This is a genomic window from Roseobacter sp. HKCCD7870, from assembly GCF_037830315.1.
Lineage (GTDB): Bacteria > Pseudomonadota > Alphaproteobacteria > Rhodobacterales > Rhodobacteraceae > M30B80.
The window spans coordinates 1,159,440-1,181,375 of record NZ_JBBLYO010000001.1 but is presented as its reverse complement, the minus strand read 5'-3'; the positions used below and the strand labels follow the sequence as shown (position 1 = coordinate 1,181,375).

At 56.4% G+C, this 21,936-nt stretch carries 18 protein-coding genes and 1 riboswitch; of the genes, 13 read left to right on the top strand and 5 right to left on the bottom strand.

All coding sequences use genetic code 11. The features are described 5' to 3' along the window. Positions 1-55 precede the first annotated feature (55 nt). Positions 56-1,621: a 2-isopropylmalate synthase gene (locus AAC637_RS05970; protein WP_340302730.1), complete on the bottom strand. Its 1,566-nt coding sequence runs from the start codon at positions 1,619-1,621 to the stop codon at positions 56-58. 323 nt (positions 1,622-1,944) lie between these two features. Here AAC637_RS05970 and AAC637_RS05965 point away from each other — a divergent pair, with 323 nt between their 5' ends. The 10 genes from AAC637_RS05965 (at position 1,945) to gcvP (ending at position 13,480) form a co-directional block, all read left to right on the top strand. Then, a complete protein-coding gene (locus AAC637_RS05965) occupies positions 1,945-2,625 on the top strand; it encodes an SDR family NAD(P)-dependent oxidoreductase (protein ID WP_340302729.1) in 681 nt (226 codons plus the stop codon). Then, the gene (locus AAC637_RS05960; RefSeq protein WP_340302728.1) at positions 2,619-4,148 is read left to right on the top strand and encodes a cryptochrome/photolyase family protein; all 1,530 of its coding nucleotides are present in this window, start codon (positions 2,619-2,621) and stop codon (positions 4,146-4,148) included. The genes AAC637_RS05965 and AAC637_RS05960 overlap by 7 nt, the downstream gene beginning before the upstream one ends. A 105-nt stretch (positions 4,149-4,253) precedes the next feature. Further along, complete coding sequence (locus AAC637_RS05955; RefSeq protein ID WP_340244704.1) at positions 4,254-4,805, top strand: 2OG-Fe(II) oxygenase; 552 nt, start codon at positions 4,254-4,256, stop codon at positions 4,803-4,805. A gap of 90 nt (positions 4,806-4,895) precedes the next feature. Then, positions 4,896-6,221 (top strand): glutamate--tRNA ligase, encoded by a 1,326-nt coding sequence (gltX, locus tag AAC637_RS05950; protein ID WP_340302727.1) that lies wholly within the window; start codon positions 4,896-4,898, stop codon positions 6,219-6,221. 50 nt (positions 6,222-6,271) lie between these two features. Next, complete coding sequence (locus tag AAC637_RS05945; RefSeq protein ID WP_340302726.1) at positions 6,272-7,051, top strand: 5-oxoprolinase subunit B family protein; 780 nt, start codon at positions 6,272-6,274, stop codon at positions 7,049-7,051. Then, complete coding sequence (locus AAC637_RS05940) at positions 7,048-8,064, top strand: 5-oxoprolinase subunit C family protein (RefSeq protein ID WP_340302725.1); 1,017 nt, start codon at positions 7,048-7,050, stop codon at positions 8,062-8,064. Before AAC637_RS05945 ends, AAC637_RS05940 begins: the two co-directional genes overlap by 4 nt. Then, on the top strand, positions 8,061-8,813 hold the full coding sequence (locus AAC637_RS05935; RefSeq protein WP_340302724.1) for a LamB/YcsF family protein: 753 nt from the start codon (positions 8,061-8,063) through the stop codon (positions 8,811-8,813). The genes AAC637_RS05940 and AAC637_RS05935 overlap by 4 nt, the downstream gene beginning before the upstream one ends. A gap of 93 nt (positions 8,814-8,906) precedes the next feature. Next, positions 8,907-8,998: riboswitch (glycine riboswitch) on the top strand. A 135-nt stretch (positions 8,999-9,133) separates the two neighbouring features. After that, positions 9,134-10,237: a glycine cleavage system aminomethyltransferase GcvT gene (gene gcvT, locus AAC637_RS05930; RefSeq protein ID WP_340302723.1), complete on the top strand. Its 1,104-nt coding sequence runs from the start codon at positions 9,134-9,136 to the stop codon at positions 10,235-10,237. Positions 10,238-10,254: 17 nt separating this feature from the next. Further along, a complete protein-coding gene (gene gcvH / locus AAC637_RS05925; protein WP_340302722.1) occupies positions 10,255-10,617 on the top strand; it encodes a glycine cleavage system protein GcvH in 363 nt (120 codons plus the stop codon). Between the two features lie 22 nt (positions 10,618-10,639). Next, positions 10,640-13,480, top strand: coding sequence for an aminomethyl-transferring glycine dehydrogenase (gcvP, locus tag AAC637_RS05920; RefSeq protein WP_340302721.1), 2,841 nt, complete (start codon positions 10,640-10,642; stop codon positions 13,478-13,480). A gap of 3 nt (positions 13,481-13,483) precedes the next feature. Here the strand turns inward: gcvP and AAC637_RS05915 are convergent, their stop codons facing one another. Beyond that, positions 13,484-14,011, bottom strand: a complete 528-nt coding sequence (locus AAC637_RS05915) for a DUF4329 domain-containing protein (protein WP_340302720.1) — start codon at positions 14,009-14,011, stop codon at positions 13,484-13,486. 523 nt (positions 14,012-14,534) lie between these two features. Then, the gene (ettA, locus tag AAC637_RS05910) at positions 14,535-16,190 is read right to left on the bottom strand and encodes an energy-dependent translational throttle protein EttA (protein WP_340302719.1); all 1,656 of its coding nucleotides are present in this window, start codon (positions 16,188-16,190) and stop codon (positions 14,535-14,537) included. A 129-nt stretch (positions 16,191-16,319) separates the two neighbouring features. On the opposite strand from ettA, the gene AAC637_RS05905 reads away from it, so the two are divergent. Together AAC637_RS05905 and dacB are read left to right on the top strand one after the other, a co-directional pair. Then, positions 16,320-16,940 (top strand): nicotinate-nucleotide adenylyltransferase, encoded by a 621-nt coding sequence (locus tag AAC637_RS05905; RefSeq protein WP_340302718.1) that lies wholly within the window; start codon positions 16,320-16,322, stop codon positions 16,938-16,940. Between the two features lie 62 nt (positions 16,941-17,002). Further along, positions 17,003-18,484: a D-alanyl-D-alanine carboxypeptidase/D-alanyl-D-alanine endopeptidase gene (gene dacB / locus AAC637_RS05900; protein ID WP_340302717.1), complete on the top strand. Its 1,482-nt coding sequence runs from the start codon at positions 17,003-17,005 to the stop codon at positions 18,482-18,484. A gap of 3 nt (positions 18,485-18,487) precedes the next feature. On the opposite strand, the gene AAC637_RS05895 is transcribed toward dacB, so the two are convergent. Together AAC637_RS05895 and AAC637_RS05890 are read right to left on the bottom strand one after the other, a co-directional pair. Then, positions 18,488-19,753 carry a SulP family inorganic anion transporter gene (locus tag AAC637_RS05895; protein WP_340302716.1) on the bottom strand — a complete coding sequence of 422 codons (1,266 nt, stop codon included), beginning with the start codon at positions 19,751-19,753 and terminating at the stop codon, positions 18,488-18,490. A gap of 35 nt (positions 19,754-19,788) precedes the next feature. Then, positions 19,789-20,208 carry a tellurite resistance TerB family protein gene (locus AAC637_RS05890; RefSeq protein WP_340302715.1) on the bottom strand — a complete coding sequence of 140 codons (420 nt, stop codon included), beginning with the start codon at positions 20,206-20,208 and terminating at the stop codon, positions 19,789-19,791. A 116-nt stretch (positions 20,209-20,324) separates the two neighbouring features. On the opposite strand from AAC637_RS05890, the gene AAC637_RS05885 reads away from it, so the two are divergent. Further along, positions 20,325-21,905, top strand: coding sequence for a lysine--tRNA ligase (locus AAC637_RS05885; RefSeq protein ID WP_340302714.1), 1,581 nt, complete (start codon positions 20,325-20,327; stop codon positions 21,903-21,905). The last annotated feature ends 31 nt before the right edge of the window (positions 21,906-21,936 follow it).

Genomic DNA, 21,936 nt, shown 5'->3' with positions numbered 1-21,936 from the left:
GCCGATGGTTGTAGCAAAAATCCGCCCCAAATGTGGGGCGGATTTTAGGATTGGCTTAGTTTGCGTCCCGATAGGAAACTTCCTTGCGGTCGCCGCCCGCTTTTCCACGCCGCAGGATGAGACGATTGAGCGCGTTGATATAGGCCTTAACGCTTGCCACAACGGTGTCGGTATCTGCTGATTGCGCGGTTGCAATGCGTCCATCTTCCTCCATCCGCACGGATACGGTGGCCTGCGCATCGGTGCCTTCGGTCACCGCATGCACTTGGTAAAGTTGCAAACGGGCCGAATGTGGGAAGGCTTGTTTGACCGCATTAAAGGCGGCATCCACAGGGCCATCACCCGTTGCCACAACAGTTTTTTCCTCATCGCCCACACGGATCACCAGATCCGCATTCTGGGGGGCTTCGGTGCCGCAGATGACACGCAGGAATTTCAGTTCCAAATGGTCAGAGGCATCAATGGCACCTGCATCTGTCACCAAGGCGATGATATCATCGTCAAACACTTCTTTCTTGCGGTCTGCCAATGCTTTGAAGCGCACGAATACATCATTGAGCTGATTTTCGGCCAATTCAAAGCCCAAATCCTTGAGCTTCGCGCGTAAGGCCGCGCGACCAGAGTGCTTGCCCAGTGGCAGCGATGTCCCAGAGAGGCCGATATCCTCGGGGCGCATGATCTCGAACGTATCGGCCGATTTCAGCATTCCATCTTGGTGGATGCCCGATTCATGCGCAAAGGCATTTTTGCCGACAATCGCCTTGTTGAACTGCACTGCAAACCCGGAAACTGTGCTGACACGGCGCGAGATGTGCATGATTTTCTTAGCATCCACGCGGGTGTGATAGGGCATGATGTCATTGCGCACGCGCATGGCCATCACGACCTCCTCAAGGGCGGTGTTCCCTGCCCGCTCACCCAAGCCGTTGATGGTGCATTCAATCTGACGCGCCCCGCCTTCCACTGCGGCCAAGGCATTGGCGGTCGCCATGCCGAGGTCATTGTGACAATGGGTGGCGAAGATGACATCCTCTGCGCCAGGCACATCCGCGATAAGGCGCTCAATCAGGCGCGCGCTCTCGCGGGGGGCTGTGTAGCCGACTGTGTCGGGGATGTTGATCGTAGTCGCGCCTGCCTTGATGGCAATTTCTACAACGCGCTTGAGATACTCCCATTCGGTGCGGGTGGCGTCCATCGGCGACCATTGGATATTGTCGCAAAGATTGCGCGCATGGCTGACTGTCTCGTGGATGCGCTCGGCCATTTGATCCATCGAAAGGTTTGGGATCGCGCGGTGTTGGGGCGAAGTGCCGATAAAAGTGTGGATGCGCGGGCTTTTGGCGTGGCGAACCGCCTCCCAGCAGCGGTCAATGTCTTTGAAATTCGCACGCGCAAGGCCGCAGATCGTGGCATTTTGGGTTTGCTTGGCAATCTCGGAGACAGCCGCAAAATCACCTTCTGAGGCAATTGGAAAGCCTGCCTCGATGATATCAACACCCATCTCGTCAAGAAGGGCTGCGATCTCGAGCTTTTCAGCATGGCTCATGGTCGCGCCTGGGCTTTGTTCGCCATCGCGCAATGTCGTGTCAAAAATCAAGACGCGGTTTTTATCGTTCGTCATTGGGTTCTCTCCCCAGCCAGTCTTTTGCGGCCCTGTGCATCTGCAAAGCGGCCTTGTCAATCAATGATGCTTTGTTTTGGTGAAGCTTTCGGCGCTAAATCCCCCCTGAGCGGTCGCGCCGACTGGCACGCTCAGAGGCGGCTACGAAGAAGCGCTAGCAATGCGTTTAGGCCGCCTGCTGGGCGGCTGTGCATCGCTGTGATATGTATCGCGTTCTTGGTCATGATGCGCAGACTATGCCGCGCAAGATCAGGGATGAAAACCCCCTTTTTCACCCCAATGTCAAACTTGCCCCGCCTGCGTCGCCCCCTACATCACGCCCTATGAAAGAGAATAGATTTCAGCGCGTTCTCATTGTGGGCGCATCAGGTGGCATCGGGCGTGCAATGGTTAACCAATATCGCGCAAGCGGTGCTGAGGTGTCTAGCCTGTCGCGCCGCGAGGACGGCTTTGATCTGACCGCGCCTGCCACAGTCGAGGCCCATTTGGCGGCACAAACTGGCCCATTTGATTTGGTCGTTGTCGCGACAGGGGCGCTTGAGATTGACGGCAAAGGCCCTGAGAAATCTTTAAGCCACGTCAATGCAGACGCCCTTGCGCGGCAATTTGCGATCAACGCCATTGGCCCCGCTTTGATCTTGCGCCATGTGCCGCGCTTGATGGATCGGCAGGGCGCGGGCGTCTGTGCCGTCTTGTCCGCGCGGGTGGGATCGATCGGGGATAACCGCGCCGGCGGGTGGTATGGCTATCGGGCGGCAAAGGCTGCGGTCAATCAGATCGTGCGGACAGGGGCGATTGAATTGGCGCGCAGTCACAAAGGCGCGGCCTTGATTGCCCTACATCCTGGCACAGTGCGCACAAAATTCACCGAAAACTATCTTGGGCGCCATCCCGCCGTTGCGCCCGAGGAGGCCGCCGCGAATATCGCGCGTGTTTTGGCAGGGATCGGCCCCGCGCAAACAGGCCAGTTTTTCGATTGGAAAGGCGAGCCTGTGCCATGGTGAATTCCCCGCCCCGCTTGATCCTGATTTTAGGGGATCAATTAAGTCCCGCTATCGTGGCGTTGCGCGAAGCAGATAAATCCCGCGACATCGTGGTCATGGCTGAAGTGTGGGGTGAAGCGAGCTATGTGCCGCATCATCCTAAAAAAATTGCCTTGATCTTTGCAGCAATGCGCAAATTCGCGCAAGAATTGCGGAATGATGGCTGGACTGTCGCATACACCCGCCTTGACGATGCGCAAAATGCGCAATCCTTGGTGGGTGAAGTCATCCGCCGCGCTGCTGAAACCGGCGCACAAGAGGCGATTGCCACAGCCCCTGCCGAATGGCGCGTGATTGCCGCCTTGGAGGATTGCCCAATCCCCGTTCATCAATTTCCTGATGATCGTTTTTTGTGTCATGCCTCAGAATTCGCCGATTGGGCCGAAGGGCGTAAAGAATTGCGAATGGAGTTTTTTTACCGCGAAATGCGCCGCAAAACAGGGATTTTGATGGCGGGTGATCACCCTGAAGGGGGGAAATGGAACTTCGACCATGAGAATCGCGAGCCGCCAAAGGAGGGGCTGTCCAATCGCATGCCCCCACAATTTGAACCAGATGAAATCGTCCTTGAGGTGCTTGATCTGGTTGAGGCGCGATTTGGCGCACATTTTGGCCGCTTGCGCCCATTTTGGTTTGCGACAACCCGCGCCGAGGCTTTGGTCGCGTTAGCGGATTTCATCCAGAACCGCCTCCCCGATTTTGGGCGGTTTCAAGATGCAATGGTGCAGGGTGAGGCGTTTCTGAACCATTCGATCTTGTCGATGTATTTGAACATTGGTCTGTTGAATTGGCGCGAGATTTGTGAGGCGGCTGAGGCTGCCTACCGCACAGGAGCGGCACCCCTAAATTCGGTCGAGGGGTTCATTCGCCAGATTATTGGATGGCGTGAATACATTCGCGGCATTTATTTCCTTGAGGGGCCAGATTACACATCGCGCAACGCGCTTGGGCATAGCCGTAGCTTGCCTGCGTTGTACTGGTCGGGCGACACGGATATGGCCTGTCTGCGGGATGCGATCCTGCAAACGCGTGACCATGCCTATTCGCACCATATCCAACGCTTGATGGTGACGGGGAATTTTGCCCTTCTTGCGGGGGTTGATCCCAAAGAGGTGCATGAATGGTATCTGGCGGTTTATGCTGATGCCTTTGAATGGGTCGAAGCCCCCAATGTGATTGGGATGAGCCAATTCGCCGATGGCGGCATTGTGGCCTCAAAACCATATGTCTCGGGCGGCAATTATATCCATAAGATGTCAAATCATTGTGGGCGTTGCGCCTATAAGGTGAAAGAAAAAATTGGGGCGCAAGCCTGCCCCTTTAATGCGTTGTATTGGCATTTCTTGATCCAAAACGAAGAAAAATTCGCAAAAAATCCGCGTATGGCGCAAATGTATCGCGTTTGGGCGAAGATGGATGCCGATACACGCGCCGCAACCCTCGAGACAGCCGAGGCCAATTTGGCGCGGCTTGATCAATTGTGAGGATCATTTTGGGGCTTCCCAAACCCGTAGGATTTTGCACATAGCTTAATGGTGCCGCCTGCCGATCATTGGGGTCGGGGCAGGGTGGTGCAATGGGTTTCTGACATGATTGATGTTTACGCTGCCCCCGCGGCATTCACCGAGGCTGAATGTCTGCGTATTTTGGATCAGATCGCGTCTACCCCCACCCGCGATGCGAAACTGGTGGGACAAGCGCAGCACCATAATGTGCGCCGTGCGGATCTGGTTTGGTTGGACGAGGTTGAGGGATGCGAATGGGTGACCGAGCGCGCAATTGATCTGGTGCGCGTGGCCAATCGTGAGATGTTTGATTTCGACATCACCGATTTTTCCGAAAGCCCACAGGTTGCCCGATATGACAGCAGCCGCGAAGGCCATTTCGATTGGCATTCCGATATTGGGGATGGCCGATTGGCCGCGCGGCGCAAATTAACCATTGTCATCCAACTTGATGCAGGTGCGGGATATCAGGGGGGGGATTTGCAGATCATGCCAAGCAACCACACTGTGACTGCCGCGCGCGGGCGTGGGGATGCGGTCATGTTTCCGTCTTTCATGTTGCATCGGGTGACGCCCGTCACCAAAGGAACGCGCCATTCGCTGACCTTGTGGTGTCACGGCCCAAGCTTTCGCTAATGGGATTTCGCAACATCTCACCCGCAGCGATATGGACAAATCTGATGGGCTGTGAAACACGGGGCGCTTGAAACACAGGAGGTTTTGAGCATGACAACAGTCACCCGTTTTGCGCCGTCCCCAACTGGCTATTTGCACGTTGGCAACCTGCGCACGGCTTTGTTCAATCACCTGATTGCGCGGCGCACAGGCGGCAAATTTATCTTGCGCCTTGATGATACGGATCCCGAACGCTCAAAGCAGGAATATGCGGATGCGATCCGCGAAGATTTGGAGTGGCTGGGTCTGACTTGGGATCAGGAGGAGCGCCAATCGGCGCGGCTTGATCGATACGAGGCCGCGGCCCAAGATTTGCGCGGCAAAGGACGATTTTACGAGGCGTTTGAAACGCCCACAGAACTCGACCTTAAGCGCAAAAAACAACTGAATATGGGGCAGCCGCCCGTCTATGATCGAGCTGCGCTCAAATTGAGCGGGACCGAGCGCGATGCGTTGCGCGCCGAGCGTGGTATGGGCGTTTGGCGGTTCTTGCTTGATCAAGAACGGATCGAGTGGACGGATGGTATTTTGGGCGATTTGTCGATTGACGCGGCCAGCCTGTCTGACCCTGTTTTGATCCGTCAGGATGGGCAGTTTTTGTATACATTGGCCTCGGTGGTCGATGACACAGATATGGGCATCACCCATGTCGTGCGCGGGTCGGATCACGTGACCAACACAGCGACACAAATCCAGATTATGGCGGCCCTTGGCTTTGCTGCGCCTAACTTCGCGCATCATTCACTTTTGACAGGCCCGCAGGGTGAGGCGTTATCGAAACGCCTTGGCACTTTGGCCTTGCGCGATTTGCGCGCGGCAGGGGTGCATCCTATGGCGTTGTTGTCTTTGATGGCGCGGCTTGGATCCTCCCAACCTGTTGAGATTGTAAGCAGTCTTGATGACTTGGCTGCTGGATTTGATTTGGCGCATTTCGGCGCGGCCCCCACAAAATTTGATGTTGATGATTTATATCCGCTGACCGCACGCATTCTGGCGGCGCAAGATTTAAGCGTGGTGGCAGATGCGGTGCGGGCGGCGGGGGTGCCAGATGATCTCGCGCCCCTATTCTGGCAGGTGACGCGTGAAAACATCACCACGCTGCATGATCTGGCGGGGTGGTGGCAGCTGTGCCGTGATGGTGCGGCCCCATTGGTTGACGCAGAGGATCAAGCATTCATCACCGAGGCCCTCGCCCTGCTGCCTGAGCCACCCTACGGGCCAGAGGCATGGTCGAACTGGACGAACGCGGTGAAAGAGGCCACGGGACGCAAGGGGAAATCCCTTTTCATGCCGCTGCGCAAAGCTGTGACAGGGCGCGAGCGCGGGCCTGAAATGGCCGATCTTTTGCAGTTGTTGCAAAACAAGCCCACGCTGTAAGCGCCTGTTGAAAGCACGGCCTTTTTCATGCCACCCTAATCACCATTGGGGTGGCAAATAGAAAGGTTCAGGTTCCCGTGAACGCGCAAGCCGCAAAACCGCCAAAATTCCCCGAGATTTGCCAGACGGGTTATGCTGGACTGGTTGTGCGCTTTGGCGATCAATTGAACGAAGCAGGCAATCGCGCAAGCCTTGCCTTCGCTGCTGAGGTGATTGCCGCAGGTCTGGCGGGGGTTTTGGAGGTCTCAACCGCCCTGCAATCCGTCCTTCTGCGGTATGACCCGCTGCTGGTATCCCCTGAAGCACTCCGCGCGGATCTCGCGGCGGCTCTTACGCAGCGCGATTGGTATGCTGCATCCCTGCCTCAGGGGCGCACAGTTTGGGAGGTGCCTGCCTGTTTTGGCGGTGCATATGGCCCAGAATTCGAACAGGCTTGTTCGCTCGCAGGTGTCAGTCAGGCTGAGGCGGTTGCAGAGTTGTGTGCAACCCCGCTTCGGGTTCAGGCAATCGGGTTTGCGCCGTCACAGCCCTATTTGGGAGAGTTGCCACCCAATTGGAACTTTCCCAGACAGGCAACCCTAAATCCGCAGGTGCCAAAAGGCGCGTTGGTTGCAGCAATCCGCCAGATTGTTCTGTTTTCTGTGCCATCGCCAACGGGCTGGCTGCATATTGGTCAAACGGGTCTTAGCCTGTTTGACCCCGCGCGTGACCCCGCCTTTATGTTGCGAGCGGGAGATGAAATTGCACTTCGGCCTGTTTCTGAGGCAGAATTTGAGACGTCATGTGCCGCCGCGCCATATGGCGGTGCTGTGCGGCGGGCGCTGCCATGACGGCAACGTTTCTTGTTCACCAAGTAGGGCCTGCCGTGACTGTGCAGGATTTGGGGTGGTACGGCTATGTCGCCCAAGGTGTGTCGCGCGGCGGGGCGATAGATATTTTGGCGATGGCAGAAGGCGCGGCCTTGTTAGGGCAATCACCCAACCTTGCGGCGTTAGAGATGGCAGGGTTCGGCGGTGTCTTTAGTGCGACCCGCGACTGCGTCATTGCGCTGACGGGCGCCGAGATGCGCGCGGATTTGGATGGGCGTGCTTTGGCATGGAACGCGACCCATGCTGTGCCTGCGGGCGCGAAACTGAAGATCGGGCCCGTCATGCGCGGTGTTTATGGGTATCTGCACATATCAGGCGGATTTGAGCCACCATTGATCTTGCAGGGGCGCGGGACGCATTTGGCCGCAGGCCTGCGCGCGGCAATTCGCGCGGGGGCGGGACTGCCCTTTGGCGCATCCTCCGCGACCCGCGCAGGCCTGTCCCTAGATGTGGCAGAGCGCAGTGCAGGCGGTGTCATTCGCATTTTGCCGACCCTACAAAGTGATATGTTCGGGGCTGATCTGTTGGCGGCGTTTCAAAATACAAGTTTCACGCGCGACCCGCGCAGCAATCGGATGGGGGTGCGCTTAGCCGCGCCCGATGCGCCTAATTTCGCACCTGAGGCCGCGCGCAATATCCTTTCTGATATTGTGATGGAGGGGGATATCCAGATCACAGGCGATGGAACACCTTATGTTTTGATGGCCGAAAGCCAGACGACCGGGGGCTATCCACGGATCGCGCAGGTTCTGCCTTGTGATTTGCCGCGCTTGGCGCAACTCTCCAGCGGGGCCGAGGTCATGTTTCAAATGATCAGCCATGGCGAGGCGGTAGAGATTGAGCGGGCCGCACAGGCTGCGCGCGCACAACTTGGGGCCATGTGTAAGCCAGTTTTGCGTGACCTGCGCGAGGCGGGTGATCTTCTGGCAATGCAATTGATCAGCGGTGTCACCGCAGGGGAGGACGAGGGATGAAGGTCGATCTAAATGCCGATTTGGGCGAAGGTTTTGGCCCTTGGCCAATGGGTGCGGATACGGCGATGATGGATGTGATTTCATCGGCCAATATCGCCTGCGGCTTTCACGCGGGCGATCCCGATCAGATGCTAAAATCCATGTCAGCCGCAGTGGCGCGTGGCGTGGGCCTAGGCGCGCATCCGGGGTTTCCTGATTTGCAAGGGTTTGGACGGCGCCCAATGCAGATGAGCTATGCAGAGGTGGCCAATATGGTGACCTATCAAACAGGCGCTGCCATGGCGATGGCGCGCGCGGCGGGGGGGCACTTGCGCCATGTCAAATTGCATGGGGCCTTAGCCAACATGGCCGCTGATGATGCGACCCTTGCACGCGCCGCCTATGAAGGGGCGTTGCGGGCTGATCCTGACCTGATCGTTTTGGTGATTGCTTGCACAGAGCAGGAAGAAGCCGCCCTTGCCATCGGTGCCCCAATCGCGCGCGAGATTTTTGCGGATCGGGCCTATTTGCCAAATGCCCGCCTGCAAGATCGCAAAATTGCAGGCGCGGTGATCCATGATCCAGAGGAGGTCGCGGCACGCATTTTGGCGATGTTGCAGGAGGCCGCGATTATTGCCGAGGATGGAACCCGCATCCCCACACAAATTGATACAATCTGCCTGCATGGGGATACGCCGCAGGCGGTTGAGATTGCCCGTAATTTGCGCAGTTGCCTTGAGGCGGAGAAAATCCAAATCGGACAATTTTAATTGCTTCTGCGAAGGTTCTGCCGTTTTTTGCGGCGCAATAGTCGTAAATGGTGCGATTGTTCTTGATGCCCTGCGCGGCATTACTTATGATAACACTACATGCAGGGAGACATTGTGCCGCTTGCACAAGGCCGAAGGAGCAACCGCCCCGGTAAACTCTCAGGCAAAAGAACCTGTATGTGAGAAAACTCTGGAGAGTGATGCGGTATTGCGCATCCGCCGAAGGGATAACGATCTCAGGCGAAAGGACAGAGGGGGCATCGACAGCCGATTTTTCGGCGTAACCGATTCCGAGTATATCTCGGGGTGTTGGAGGGTTGATGACCACGGGGCTTTTGGAACTACCACTTAATGGGCTTCACGCAGAGCTAGGCGGAAAATTCGTGCCTTTTGCGGGCTACTCTATGCCCGTGCAATATGCTGCGGGCGTGATGGCCGAACATCTTTGGACGCGCGAAAAGGCGGGACTGTTTGATGTCTCGCATATGGGGCAGGTGCGGCTGCCCTTAGATCAAGCTTCGGCACTTGAGCGGATCGCGCCCATTGAGGTTGAAGGCCTCGCAGAAGGCCGCCAGCGTTATGGGTTCCTTACCAATGAGGCGGGCGGTTTGGTCGATGATTTCATGATCGCGCGCTACGCAGATTCTTTCGTTATCGTGATCAATGCCGCGCGCCGCGCTGAGGATTTGGCACTGTTTGAGAAACATTTAGCGGGTTTTGAGGTCATCAGTCACCGTGCCCTTTTGGCTTTGCAGGGGCCACTGGCCGAAAGCGCGCTTGCGCGTCTGCTGCCTGATGTGGCGACACTGCGCTTTATGGATGTGCGCAGATTGACATGGCAGGGTTCCGATCTGTGGCTGAGCCGCTCTGGCTATACGGGCGAGGATGGGTTTGAGATTTCCGTGCCTGTGGCCGTCTGCGATGCCTTCGCCCGCGCACTATTGGCGATGGATGAGGTCGCGCCCATTGGTTTGGGGGCGCGTGACAGTCTACGGATGGAGGCGGGCCTGCCCCTATATGGCAACGATCTTTCTGAAACTATTTCCCCTGTTGAGGCTGGCTTGTCTTGGGGCATTTCCAAATCACGCCGCCCCGATGGGGCCAAGGCAGGCGGGTATTTGGGTGTTGGGGTAATTGCCTCTCATCTTGCGGGCGAAGCTGCGCGCAAACGGATCGGTCTTGTGCCAGAGGGGCGCGCGCCGATGCGCGGCGGCGTGCCCCTGTTTTTGTCAGAGACAAGCCAAACACAAATCGGCGAGATCACTTCGGGCGGGTTTAGCCCAAGCCTAGGTCACCCTATTGCGATGGCGCTGGTGCAATCTGACACGGATGCAGATGCGCCAATCTGGGGCGAGTTGCGCGGCAAACGACATCCTATGCGGCAGGTTGATCTGCCATTCTTCAAAACATCCTACAAACGATAAGACAGGGAGACATCCAAATGCGTTTCACAGAAGAACATGAATGGTTGTTGGTCGATGGTGATCTGGTTGTGGTCGGCATCACAGAACACGCGGCCACTCAATTGGGTGATGTGGTTTTCGTAGAATTGCCAGAGCTTGAGACTGCAGCCGCGAAGGGTGATGAGGTGGTGGTTATTGAATCTGTCAAAGCGGCCTCTGACATCTTGGCCCCGCTTGATGGTGAGATTGTCGAGGTCAATGACGCCTTGGTTGATAACCCCTCTTTGGTCAATGACGATCCCACCGGTGAGGCGTGGTTCTTTAAGATGCAGGTAGACGATCTCTCTGCTGTCGATGCCTACATGACCGAGGATGAATACAAAGATTTCATTGGCGAATAAGCCCCCCGAGCAGGTGTGAGACATGACAAAATGGATGCGTGAAACCTATGATCCGACCGATTTTGGCAATCGCCGCCACATCGGGCCTTCCCCTGCCGAAATGGCAGAGATGTTAGAGGTGATCGGTGCACCAGATTTGGATGCGCTGATTGATGAAACATTGCCGAAGGATATTCGTCAGACCAAGCCACTTGAATGGGCGGCAATGTCTGAGGCGGAATTGCTGGCGCATATGCGCGAGATTGCAGCCAAGAATAAGGTCATGGTTTCGATGATTGGGCAGGGGTATTACAACACCCATACCCCGCCTGCGATCCAACGCAATGTCTTGGAAAACCCTGCTTGGTATACGGCCTATACCCCCTATCAACCCGAGATTAGCCAAGGCCGCCTTGAGGCCCTGCTCAATTTTCAGACGATGGTTGCTGACTTAACGGGTCTTGAGATTGCCAATGCTTCGCTTCTTGATGAGGCCACCGCCTGCGCCGAAGCGATGGTGATGGCCGAGCGCGTTGCAAAATCAAAGGCGCGTGGTTTCTTCATCGACCAAAATTGCCATCCGCAAAATATTGCCGTCATGCAGCGCCGCGCAGAACCTTTGGGGATTGAGGTGATTGTGGGCGATCCGAAGGATATGGACGCAAGCGCGGTCTTTGGTGCGATTTTCCAATATCCTGGCACATTCGGTGATCTCTATGATCCATCTGCGCAAGTTGTGGCCTTGCATGCTGCAAATGCCGTGGCGATTGTTTGCACGGATTTGTTGGCCCTTACAGTTCTGCGCGAGCCTGGGGCGATCGGCGCAGATATTGCGGTGGGCTCAGCGCAACGCTTTGGTGTGCCGCCGGGATATGGAGGCCCGCACGCAGCATTCCTTTCCTGTCGCGAGGCCTATAAGCGGGCCATCCCGGGTCGGCTTGTTGGCGTATCGGTTGACGCGCAGGGGCGCCGTGCCTATCGCCTCTCCTTGCAGACGCGCGAGCAGCACATTCGCCGCGAGAAAGCCACCTCGAATGTCTGCACCGCGCAGGCGCTTTTGGCCGTCATGGCCTCGCTTTATGCGGTGTTTCACGGCCCACGCGGATTGCGCGCGATTGCGCAGCGGGTGCATTTGCACGCAGCGCGTCTCGCCAAAAGTCTTGAGGCGGGCGGCTTTGCGCCGCTGACACAAACCTATTTTGACACGATCACAGTCAAGGTCGGGGCCAAACAATCGCGGATCATGGCGGCGGCTGTGGCGCGGGGGATCAACCTGCGTGATGTTGGCCAAGATCGGATTGGTATTTCCGTGGATGAGGTGACAACCGAAGCCCATTTGGCCGCGGTCTGTGAGGCGTTTGGCACGCCGCTTTTGGATGTGGTTGAAGCGCCATCTATCCCTGACGCGCTCTTGCGGGAAACAGAGTATCTCACCCATCCGATTTTCCACATGAACCGCGCGGAATCCGAGATGATGCGGTATATGCGCCGCCTGTCGGATCGTGACTTGGCGCTGGATCGTGCCATGATCCCGCTTGGCTCTTGCACGATGAAGCTGAACGCCGCGGTCGAGATGATGCCAATCACATGGCCCGAATTTGGCGGGCTGCACCCTTTTGCGCCACAAGATCAGGCCGAGGGCTATGCGCAAATGCTGGCGGCCCTGTCGGATTATCTGTGCGAGATCACAGGCTATGATGCGATGTCGATGCAGCCCAATTCGGGTGCGCAAGGTGAATATGCAGGCCTTTTGACCATTGCCGCCTATCATCAGGCGCGCGGCGATCATCACCGCAAGATCTGTTTGATCCCTGTTTCCGCGCATGGCACCAACCCTGCCTCTGCACAGATGGCGGGAATGGATGTGGTTGTGGTCAAATCTGCGGAAAACGGCGATGTTGATCTTGAAGATTTCCGAGCCAAGGCCGAGGCGGCGGGTGATCGTCTGGCTGCTTGCATGATCACCTATCCGTCCACCCATGGCGTGTTTGAAGGCACGGTGCGCGAGATTTGTGAGATCACCCATGCCCATGGGGGCCAAGTCTATTTGGATGGTGCGAACCTCAACGCCATGGTGGGCCTGTCCAAACCCGGTGAGATCGGGGCAGATGTGAGCCACCTGAATTTGCACAAAACCTTCTGCATTCCACATGGTGGTGGCGGGCCAGGGATGGGGCCGATTGGCGTGAAGGCGCATCTTGCCCCCTATCTGCCGGGACATCCAGAATTGGACAGCGACCAAGGGCCAGTGTCGGGCGCGCCCTATGGTTCAGCTTCGATCTTGCCGATTTCTTATGCCTATATCAAATTGATGGGCGGGGCAGGTCTGACGCAGGCCACCAAAATCGCAATTCTCAATGCCAATTACATCGCCAAGCGCCTATCGGATGCCTATCCGATCCTGTTCACGGGGCAGGGCGGGCATATCGCGCATGAATGCATCCTTGATTGTCGCCCTTTTGCCGACGCGGGGGTGACGGTCGATGATATCGCCAAGCGTCTGATGGATAACGGGTTCCACGCGCCCACGATGAGTTGGCCTGTGGCAGGCACATTGATGGTTGAACCAACCGAAAGCGAAACCAAGGCGGAGATTGACCGCTTCTGTGATGCAATGCTCGCCATTCGTACCGAGATTGCCGATGTCGAGGCGGGCAAAATCGCCGCCGCAGACAGCCCCTTGCGCCATGCGCCCCATACGGTCGAAGATTTGGTTGGCCCATGGGAGCGCGCCTATAGCCGCGAGGTGGGCTGCTTCCCTGCGGGGGCCTTCCGCGTTGATAAATATTGGCCGCCCGTGAACCGCGTGGACAATGTATATGGCGACAGGCATCTGATTTGCACCTGCCCGCCCGTCACAGATTATCTGGACGCAGCGGAATAGGCCCTAACCCCCGAAGCGGCGATACAGCTGATCGAGCGTATAGGTTTTGGCCGCTTCGGGATGTTGGTCTGAGACAACATTTGGGTCTGCGGGCAGACAATTCTCGCCGCAGACCTGACGCATCACGCCCGTCTCGCCATCAATGAACCATAACCGCCCCGCAGGGGTGGCGACCCATCCATTCGTGCCACGGCTCATATCGCCCTCAACATCAATCATGGAGGGCACCTCATTATCATAGCGCGGATCAAAAGCCGCATGGGTGTGCCAAGACGAGATAATCCGCATCCCCGCAGGCGCATCCATAATCGCGCAACTGTCGCGCCCGCCCCAACTGGATTTCGAACTGGACAAGCGCCCGGCTTGATCGCGAAAGACATAGCCACAGACCTCGCGGTTATAGGTGATGGAATGGCGGTTCATCGAGTGCATCAGCGCCATGACGAATTGCTGTTCATCAGCATCTTGCGCGTGGGCGGGGAGGCCGAATGCAAAAATTATAAAGCTAAATATGTATGCCGCACGTTGCATTTGATAGCCTGATCCCAATTGGACATAATTCCAGATCGCTTTTGAAGTTACTTTATCATGAGCGGCCTCTGTAATCTAATACTACTGAACGCCCCCTAACCTAAGCAAAAAAGAAAAAGGGCGGTTTGCGCCGCCCTCAATCACAAGAACAAACCCGTGATTGTTACGAGTAAACTTAAAGTCCCAACAATGTCGGAGTAAGTCACTAGCACCTTTACTTTGAATGAAAATCGCATCGGAATTTTCCTAAGCGATGCCCATCCGGATGAGCAATTAAAACACGCTCAGTATTTATATACCGCCCCAATTCCAGCGGTTCGCCTTGCCCTATGATCACTTGGGCCACGCAATTCGATAGACCAGTTGCAGCATCGCCGCAGCCAAACCACCTTAGCCTACTCACCGCTAGGTTTTCGACACAGCCCTGCTAGGGGCTTAAGGCCTTGAGGATCTCTCGCCAACCTTCAAACCAAGGATACACCATTCGAACAATCCATAAAAGAAGGTTTAATGAACATTCCTCTCACCGTGCAAATTTCTTGTATTTCACCCGTTTGGGCTCAAGCGCGTCTGGCCCAAGGCGGCGTTTTTTGTCTTCTTCGTAGTCGGAGAAGGCGCCTTCGAACCATTCCACATGGGCCTCGCCCTCAAAGGCGAGGATATGGGTGCAGATGCGGTCAAGGAAGAAGCGGTCGTGGCTGATCACCACCGCGCAGCCTGCGAAATCGGTCAGCGCATCTTCGAGCGCGCGCAAGGTTTCCACGTCCAAATCGTTGGTCGGTTCGTCCAACAAAAGAACATTTCCGCCTGATTTCAAAAGCTTGGCCATATGCACGCGGTTGCGTTCGCCTCCTGACAAAAGGCCCACTTTCTTTTGCTGATCCCCGCCTTTGAAGTTGAAGGCCGAGCAATAAGCGCGGCTGTTCATCGTGGCATCGCCCAGTTCAATGATCTCGGCCCCGCCCGAAACCTCTTCCCAAACTGTTTTTTCTGGATCCAGCGCATCGCGGGATTGGTCGACATAGGACAGCTTGACCGTATCGCCATATTCAAGCGTGCCCGCGTCAGGCCCTTCTTGGCCCGTCAGCATCCGAAACAGCGTGGATTTACCCGCGCCGTTCGGCCCGATCACACCCACGATCCCGCCAGGAGGCAAGCTAAAGCTGAGATCTTCGATCAACAGCTTGTCGCCATAGGCCTTGGTCAGGTTTTCGATTTCGATCACCTTTTGCCCCAAGCGAGGGCCATTGGGGATGACGATCTGTGCGCGGCTGATTTTATCGCGCTCCGATTGGCCCGCCAATTCTTCATAGGCGTTGATACGGGCCTTTTGCTTGGCCTGACGCGCCTTTGCGCCCTGTCTGATCCATTCCAATTCGCGCTCGAGGGTTTTCTGGCGTGATTTATCCTCGCGGGCTTCTTGCTCGAGGCGTTTGGCTTTTTGCTCCAACCAGCTTGAGTAATTGCCTTCGTATGGAATGCCGCGGCCGCGGTCGAGTTCGAGAATCCAGCCCGTGATGTCGTCCAAAAAGTAACGGTCATGGGTGACGATCAAAATCGTGCCTTTGTAGTCGATCAAATGCTGCTGCAACCAAGCGATGGTTTCCGCGTCCAAGTGGTTGGTCGGTTCGTCCAACAGCAGCATATCAGGCGCTTCAAGCAGCAATTTGCACAGCGCCACGCGGCGGCGTTCCCCGCCTGAAAGATGCTCTGGCATTGCGTCATCGGGCGGGCAGCGCAAGGCCTCCATGGCCACATCAATCTGGCTGTCGAGATCCCATAGGTTGTTGCTGTCAATCTCATCTTGTAGCGCCGCCATTTCATCGGCGGTTTCATCCGAATAGTTCATGGCCAATTCGTTAAAGCGATCAAGCTTGGCTTTCTTCTCGGCCACACCCAGCATGACGTTTTCGCGCACTGTGAGGGTTTCATCGAGTTGTGGCTCTTGGGGCAGATAGCCCACCTTTGCGCCTTGCGCGGCCCATGCCTCGCCAGAGAAGTCCTTGTCCCAGCCCGCCATAATCCGCAGCAATGTGGATTTACCTGCGCCGTTGACACCGACCACACCGATTTTCACACCGGGCAAGAAGCTGAGGCGGATATTCTCGAAGCATTTCTTGCCACCAGAATAGGTCTTAGAGACACCGTCCATGTGGTAGACATATTGATAGGAGGCCATGCGTGCGTTGTCCTTTGAGAGTAGATTTTGTCCTCTTCTAATCGGGATGGCTGCTTTCGGCAATCGGTTCGCCTGCTTTCCTTGCGGCTTTGCTTCGTGATAGAGGCGAAGGCGGACGTCTGATTTGTCGTGGAAGTTTACCCTGTGTTTCGCCACACCTTGCCTTTTGCCCCTGAGGCTGCACGCATTGGCCTCTTTGGTGGTTCGTTTGATCCGCCACATGCGGGGCATTTGCATATCAGTCGTGAGGCGCTCAAGCGGCTGCGGTTGGATCAGGTTTGGTGGTTGGTCAGCCCAGGTAATCCGTTGAAATGTCGCGGGCCTGCGCCCCTTGATGCGCGGATTAATGCTGCGCGGGCCTTGCAAGCGGGCCATCCGAAACTGCGGGTCACGGGCATTGAGGCGCAGCTTGGCACAAGGTTTACCGCGCAGACCTTGCGACAAATGCAGGCGCTTTATCCAAAGCTGCGGTTTGTGTGGATGATGGGGGCTGATAATTTGGCCCAGTTTCACCTGTGGCAGGATTGGCAGGAGATCATCTCAAGCCTACCGATTGCTGTTTTTGCGCGCCCGCAAGCGGGGTTGCCTGCCCGCTTCTCGAAAGCTGCGCGCGCGTTCGATGCCGCGCGGGTGGCGCCTGAATTGGCCTATAGCTTGGCCGATTACGAAGCCCCAGCTTGGACTTATGTCACCCTACCTTTGCGCAGTGAAAGTTCATCGCAATTGCGCGCAGCGGGTGTATGGTCTTGAGGAACCCGTGCGGGCTTGGCTTACTGTGCGGCAAGATTGGCAAGGGATAACGAGGTGGGCAGATGATCACGCGGCGCGGGGTTTTGGCGGGTGGTATCTCGGCTGCGGCAAGCGCGGCCTATGGGCAGGCCCCGTTGTCCTCCCTCGTGCCGATGCCGCGTCCGACCGCGCCCACCCCCGCAGGGGCCGCAGGTCTTGAGAACCTTATTGCTGCAAGCCCCTATCAAGGCGCGGTGGCGGCTGTTGTGGCCGATGCGCGCACGGGCGAGATATTACAGGGCCATAACGCCAGCACAAACTTGCCCCCCGCAAGTACGATGAAGGTTTTAACCACGCTTTACGCGTTGGACGCCCTTGGGGCAGGATATCGATTTGCAACGCGGGTTTTGGCCACGGGAAATTTGCGAAACGGGCGACTTGAAGGGGATCTTTGGCTGTATGGCGAGGGGGATCCCCATTTGGACACCACGGGGCTTGTCACGCTGGTCACGGGCCTGCGCGATATAGGTCTGAGCGAGGTGACAGGCGCGCTGCACCTCGTGGATACATCCCTGCCGTCCATTCCCCTCATCGATGTGACACAGGCCGATTATGCGGGGTATAATCCTGCAATCTCGGGTCTGAACTTGAATTTTAACAGGGTCTATCTGGCATGGGAGCAGGGAGCGAATGGCTTACAGGTTGGGCTTGATGCCCGCGCGGATGACTTGCGCCCTGCGGTCTTGGGAATTGGCTTGTCGGTCGCGGATCGCGCGGCCCCTGTTTTGGACTACCGCGCGCAAACGGCAACGGCGCGCGAGGGCTGGTCAGTGGCCAGATCTGCCCTTACGGGTGATGGGGGGCGCTGGTTGCCTGTGCGCAATACGGCCGCCTATGTGGGCGAAGTTTTTGCCTCGCTTGCGCGATCCTCTGGCATCGTGCTTAGCAGGGTGCAGCGCGCAACGGCCGTGCCGTCTGAGGCTGTGGTTCTTTCGGAAATTTCAAGCGCGCCCCTTGACGCGATGCTGCGCTCTATGCTGCGCTATTCGACAAATCTCACGGCTGAGGTCGTAGGATTGCGCGCAACACAGACCCTAACGGGGGCGGCCAATCCAAGTTTGCGCCAATCTGCCGATCACATGGCGGCACGGCTTGAAGGGCGCTATGTGTCGGGGCGGGCTGAGTTACATGATCATTCTGGCTTGCAGGATTTAAGCCAGATGACGCCTGTGCAAATGGTGCAGGCTTTGGTGGCAGCGGGGCCAAGGGGGCGCTTGCGAAACCTGTTGCGGGCGCATCGCGTGAATGACGAGGTGCAAGCCCAAATTGGCACGGCCGAGATTGTGACGAAGACAGGCACGTTGAATTTTGTCTCGACCTTAACCGGCTATATCGAGGGTCCCAATCGGCCCTTGGCCTTCGCTATTTTTAATGCAGATTTGCCCCGCCGTGCGGCGCTCGGCCCTGATGAGCGCGACCGCCCCCCCGGTGGGCGGACATGGATTGGTCGCGCCCGCACATTGCAAAATGATATGCTGGTGTCATGGCTGCGCGGCTTTGGGTGACATTTACCGATCAGGCGGCGTCCAATCTTGCGGCGGAACTTTGCGCCGCTTCAGTCTCAGCGCAAGGCCGATGGCCACACCCGTGGCGATTGCAACGGTCAGATCCGTTAAGAGTGTCAAAACCAACGTCAGCACAAAGAGGCCACGATCAGAGACGGGCCCCGCTGTTACATAGATATGCCAATGATGCGGTTCGGACATATTCCAAGCCGTCAGCAATAGAAGCCCACCCAAAGCGGGCAGGGCCAAGTAATTTGCCAAAGGCGCTGCAAAAAGAAAGACCAACAAGATGACCCCCGCATGCACCATCCCCGCAACAGGGGTTGTGCCGCCTGCGCGAATATTGGTCGCCGTGCGTGCAATTGCACCCGTTGCGGGAAGCGATCCAAAGGCCGCACATGCCAGATTGGCGACACCTTGCGACATCAATTCTGCATTTGGGCGATGCACATTCTTGGTCATCCGATCTGCGACCATAGCCGATAGAAGCGACTCGATCCCTGCCAGAAAGGCGATGATGAGGGCAGAGGGCAGCAATTCCAATACGCGCTCATAGGTGATCTGCGGCAGGGTCGGCCACGGGAATTCGGTGGGTAATGTGCCAAAGCGACTGCCGATTGTGGCCACATCAGGTAGGGACATAAATGCCAGTCCAGACGCCCCCGCGACAGCTAAAATCAAGCCCGGGAAGCGTGGAAAGAACCGCCGCAACAAGACGATGGCCGCCATGGTTGCAAGGCCAATCGCAAAGCTTGGCAGTGCGATTTGATCACGCGCTTGCCAAATAGCGGCCAGTTTTCCCAAGAAATGCGCGGGCGCATCATTTAAGGGAATTCCCAAAAAATCGGGCAGTTGGCTTGTGGCGATAATCACCGCAATGCCAACGGTAAATCCGTTGATCACGGGTTCTGGTACATGCGCTATGAGGCTGCCTGCACGAAACAGTGCAGCGAGCGATAGGATCACGCCCGCGATCAGCGTGGCCAATACCAGGCCATCCATCCCATGTTGAGAGATGACATCATAGACCACAACGATGAAAGCGCCTGTTGGCCCGCCAATTTGCACATGACTGCCGCCGAGGGCGGAAATGAGGAACCCGCCCACAATCGCGGTGATCAGCCCATGAATGGGTTCTGCACCCGAGGCGATCGCAATCGCAAGACACAGGGGGATGGCCACCATCGCCACAGTGACGCCTGCAAAAACGTCACGCGTTGCTGCCGCTGCCGTGTAGCCCGGCCACGTGCTTAGGATTTGTGGTTTCATGGTGCTGCCATCGAATCGCGGCGAAAATTGCCGCCTTAAAGTGTAATATGCCGCGCACGCGCGCCGCGTTCAATCGCTGCCGCCGCAAGACGATCAATGTCCAATTGATAGCGGATTTCCATCAGCATACGCAGTTCCGTTTGCCCCAATAACCCATCTGCGGCGGCCACATCGCAGCACAGCGCATATGCGGTTTCATGGAGCTTTTCTGGCAAGGCTTGGTTCACTAGACCAAACAGCGCATCCAAGCCATCTTCCTCTTCGAACAGGTCGAACACAGTTTTTGAGACATTTTGCATCCGATCTGCATCGTAATCGGCAAAGACTGGCAAGTTATTCACTAAGGCCTCGATGGTGACCAGCTCAGCGGTGCCGACTGACTCATCCGAGAGCGAGACTGCCATCATGAGCGCAACGAGCGCGTCTTGCGCAGAAAGGGAGGTTTCAGAGCTCATGCGGGATCCTTTCAGGGTTCTGTTTTGGGTTTAGATTATTGACCCCGCTCGGTTGCCGCAATAGGTGCAGGGGCAATGCGGCCACCCGATGCCGCGCTTGTGATGGATGAAGCCAAATGTCTGATTTTCGTGATGCCGCCCTCAGTTCCAAAGCTTGGCCTTTTGAGGAAGCGCGCGCGATTTTGAAACGGTATGAAAAAGCCCCGCCTGAAAAGGGCTATGTGCTTTTTGAAACGGGCTACGGCCCCAGTGGCTTGCCACATATCGGCACATTTGGCGAGGTGCTGCGCACCACAATGATCCGCCGCGCCTTTGAAGCGATCAGCGACATTCCAACGCGACTCATTTGTTTCTCGGACGATCTTGATGGGATGCGTAAGGTTCCGGGCAATGTGCCTAACCAAGACATGCTGCATGAGCATCTACAAAAGCCGTTGACATCTGTGCCTGATCCGTTCGAAGAATTTGACAGTTTTGGCGACCATAACAACGCCATGCTGCGGCGGTTTCTCGATACATTTGGTTTTGAATATGAGTTTTATTCGGCGACCGAATTCTATCGGTCAGGCCAGTTTGATACCGTTCTAAAGCGTGCTGCGGAGCGCTATGACGATATCATGAAGGTGATGTTGAAATCGTTGCGCGAAGAACGCCAACAGACGTACTCCATCTTCTTGCCGATCCACCCTGAAACGGGCCGCGTGCTGTATGTGCCGATGAAAGAGGTGAATGCGCAGAACCATACGATCACCTTTGATGATGAGGATGGGCGTGAATGGACGCTGCCCGTGACGGGCGGCAATTGCAAATTGCAGTGGAAGCCTGATTTTGGCGCGCGCTGGGCGGCGTTGGGCATTGATTTCGAAATGTATGGCAAAGACCATTCCACAAACACGCCGATTTATGACGCGATTTGTGAAATCTTGGGCGCACCTGCGCCGCATCATTTCACCTATGAATTGTTCTTGGATGAGACGGGGCAAAAAATCTCGAAATCGTCTGGCAACGGGATTTCGATTGATGAATGGCTCAGCTACGCCTCGACCGAGTCCCTAAGCTATTTTATGTTTGGCAAACCCAAAACTGCCAAGCGGCTTTATTTTGACGTGATCCCCAAGGCCGTGGATGAATATCACCAACAATTGCGGGCTTATCCTGATCAGGACTGGGCGCAGAAATTAGCCAACCCTGTACATCACATTCATAACGGCACTGTGCCTGCCTCCGATATGGTGGTCAGTTTTGCGATGTTGCTCAATCTTGCCTCTGTGGCTGGGGCGGAAGACAAGGAAACCCTATGGGGGTTCATCCGCCGTTATGCGCCTGATGCCTCGCCTGAAACCAATCTAGATATGGATCAAGCGGCGGGCTTTGCGTTGCGGTATTACAATGATTTTGTGAAGCCAGAAAAAACCTTCCGTCTGCCCAATGACACGGAGCGCGCAGCCCTTGAGGATCTTGTTGCACGGCTCAAGGTCTATGATGGGCCGATTGAAGATGAGGCGCTGCAAACACTTGTCTTTGCGGTTGGCAAAGATCATGGGTTCGAGCCGCTACGCGATTGGTTCCGCGCACTTTATGAGGTGTTGATGGGCGCAAGCCAAGGCCCGCGCTTTGGCGGGTTCATCGCGCTTTATGGTGTGAACGAGACAATCGCGCTGATCGAGGCGGGATTGCGCGGCGATTTGGTGGCATGAGGCGCAATTGACCTTTACCTTTTGACCCCTA

Coding starts and splice junctions, on each gene's coding strand:
- AAC637_RS05965 (WP_340302729.1), top strand. CDS start 1,945: ATGAAAGAGAATAGATTTCAGCGCGTTCTCATTGTGGGCGCATCAGGT.
- gltX (WP_340302727.1), top strand. CDS start 4,896: ATGACAACAGTCACCCGTTTTGCGCCGTCCCCAACTGGCTATTTGCAC.
- AAC637_RS05955 (WP_340244704.1), top strand. CDS start 4,254: ATGATTGATGTTTACGCTGCCCCCGCGGCATTCACCGAGGCTGAATGT.
- AAC637_RS05915 (WP_340302720.1), bottom strand. CDS start 14,011: ATGCAACGTGCGGCATACATATTTAGCTTTATAATTTTTGCATTCGGC.
- gcvT (WP_340302723.1), top strand. CDS start 9,134: ATGACCACGGGGCTTTTGGAACTACCACTTAATGGGCTTCACGCAGAG.
- AAC637_RS05935 (WP_340302724.1), top strand. CDS start 8,061: ATGAAGGTCGATCTAAATGCCGATTTGGGCGAAGGTTTTGGCCCTTGG.
- AAC637_RS05970 (WP_340302730.1), bottom strand. CDS start 1,621: ATGACGAACGATAAAAACCGCGTCTTGATTTTTGACACGACATTGCGC.
- dacB (WP_340302717.1), top strand. CDS start 17,003: ATGATCACGCGGCGCGGGGTTTTGGCGGGTGGTATCTCGGCTGCGGCA.
- AAC637_RS05895 (WP_340302716.1), bottom strand. CDS start 19,753: ATGAAACCACAAATCCTAAGCACGTGGCCGGGCTACACGGCAGCGGCA.
- gcvH (WP_340302722.1), top strand. CDS start 10,255: ATGCGTTTCACAGAAGAACATGAATGGTTGTTGGTCGATGGTGATCTG.
- ettA (WP_340302719.1), bottom strand. CDS start 16,190: ATGGCCTCCTATCAATATGTCTACCACATGGACGGTGTCTCTAAGACC.
- AAC637_RS05890 (WP_340302715.1), bottom strand. CDS start 20,208: ATGAGCTCTGAAACCTCCCTTTCTGCGCAAGACGCGCTCGTTGCGCTC.
- AAC637_RS05960 (WP_340302728.1), top strand. CDS start 2,619: ATGGTGAATTCCCCGCCCCGCTTGATCCTGATTTTAGGGGATCAATTA.
- gcvP (WP_340302721.1), top strand. CDS start 10,640: ATGACAAAATGGATGCGTGAAACCTATGATCCGACCGATTTTGGCAAT.
- AAC637_RS05885 (WP_340302714.1), top strand. CDS start 20,325: ATGTCTGATTTTCGTGATGCCGCCCTCAGTTCCAAAGCTTGGCCTTTT.
- AAC637_RS05940 (WP_340302725.1), top strand. CDS start 7,048: ATGACGGCAACGTTTCTTGTTCACCAAGTAGGGCCTGCCGTGACTGTG.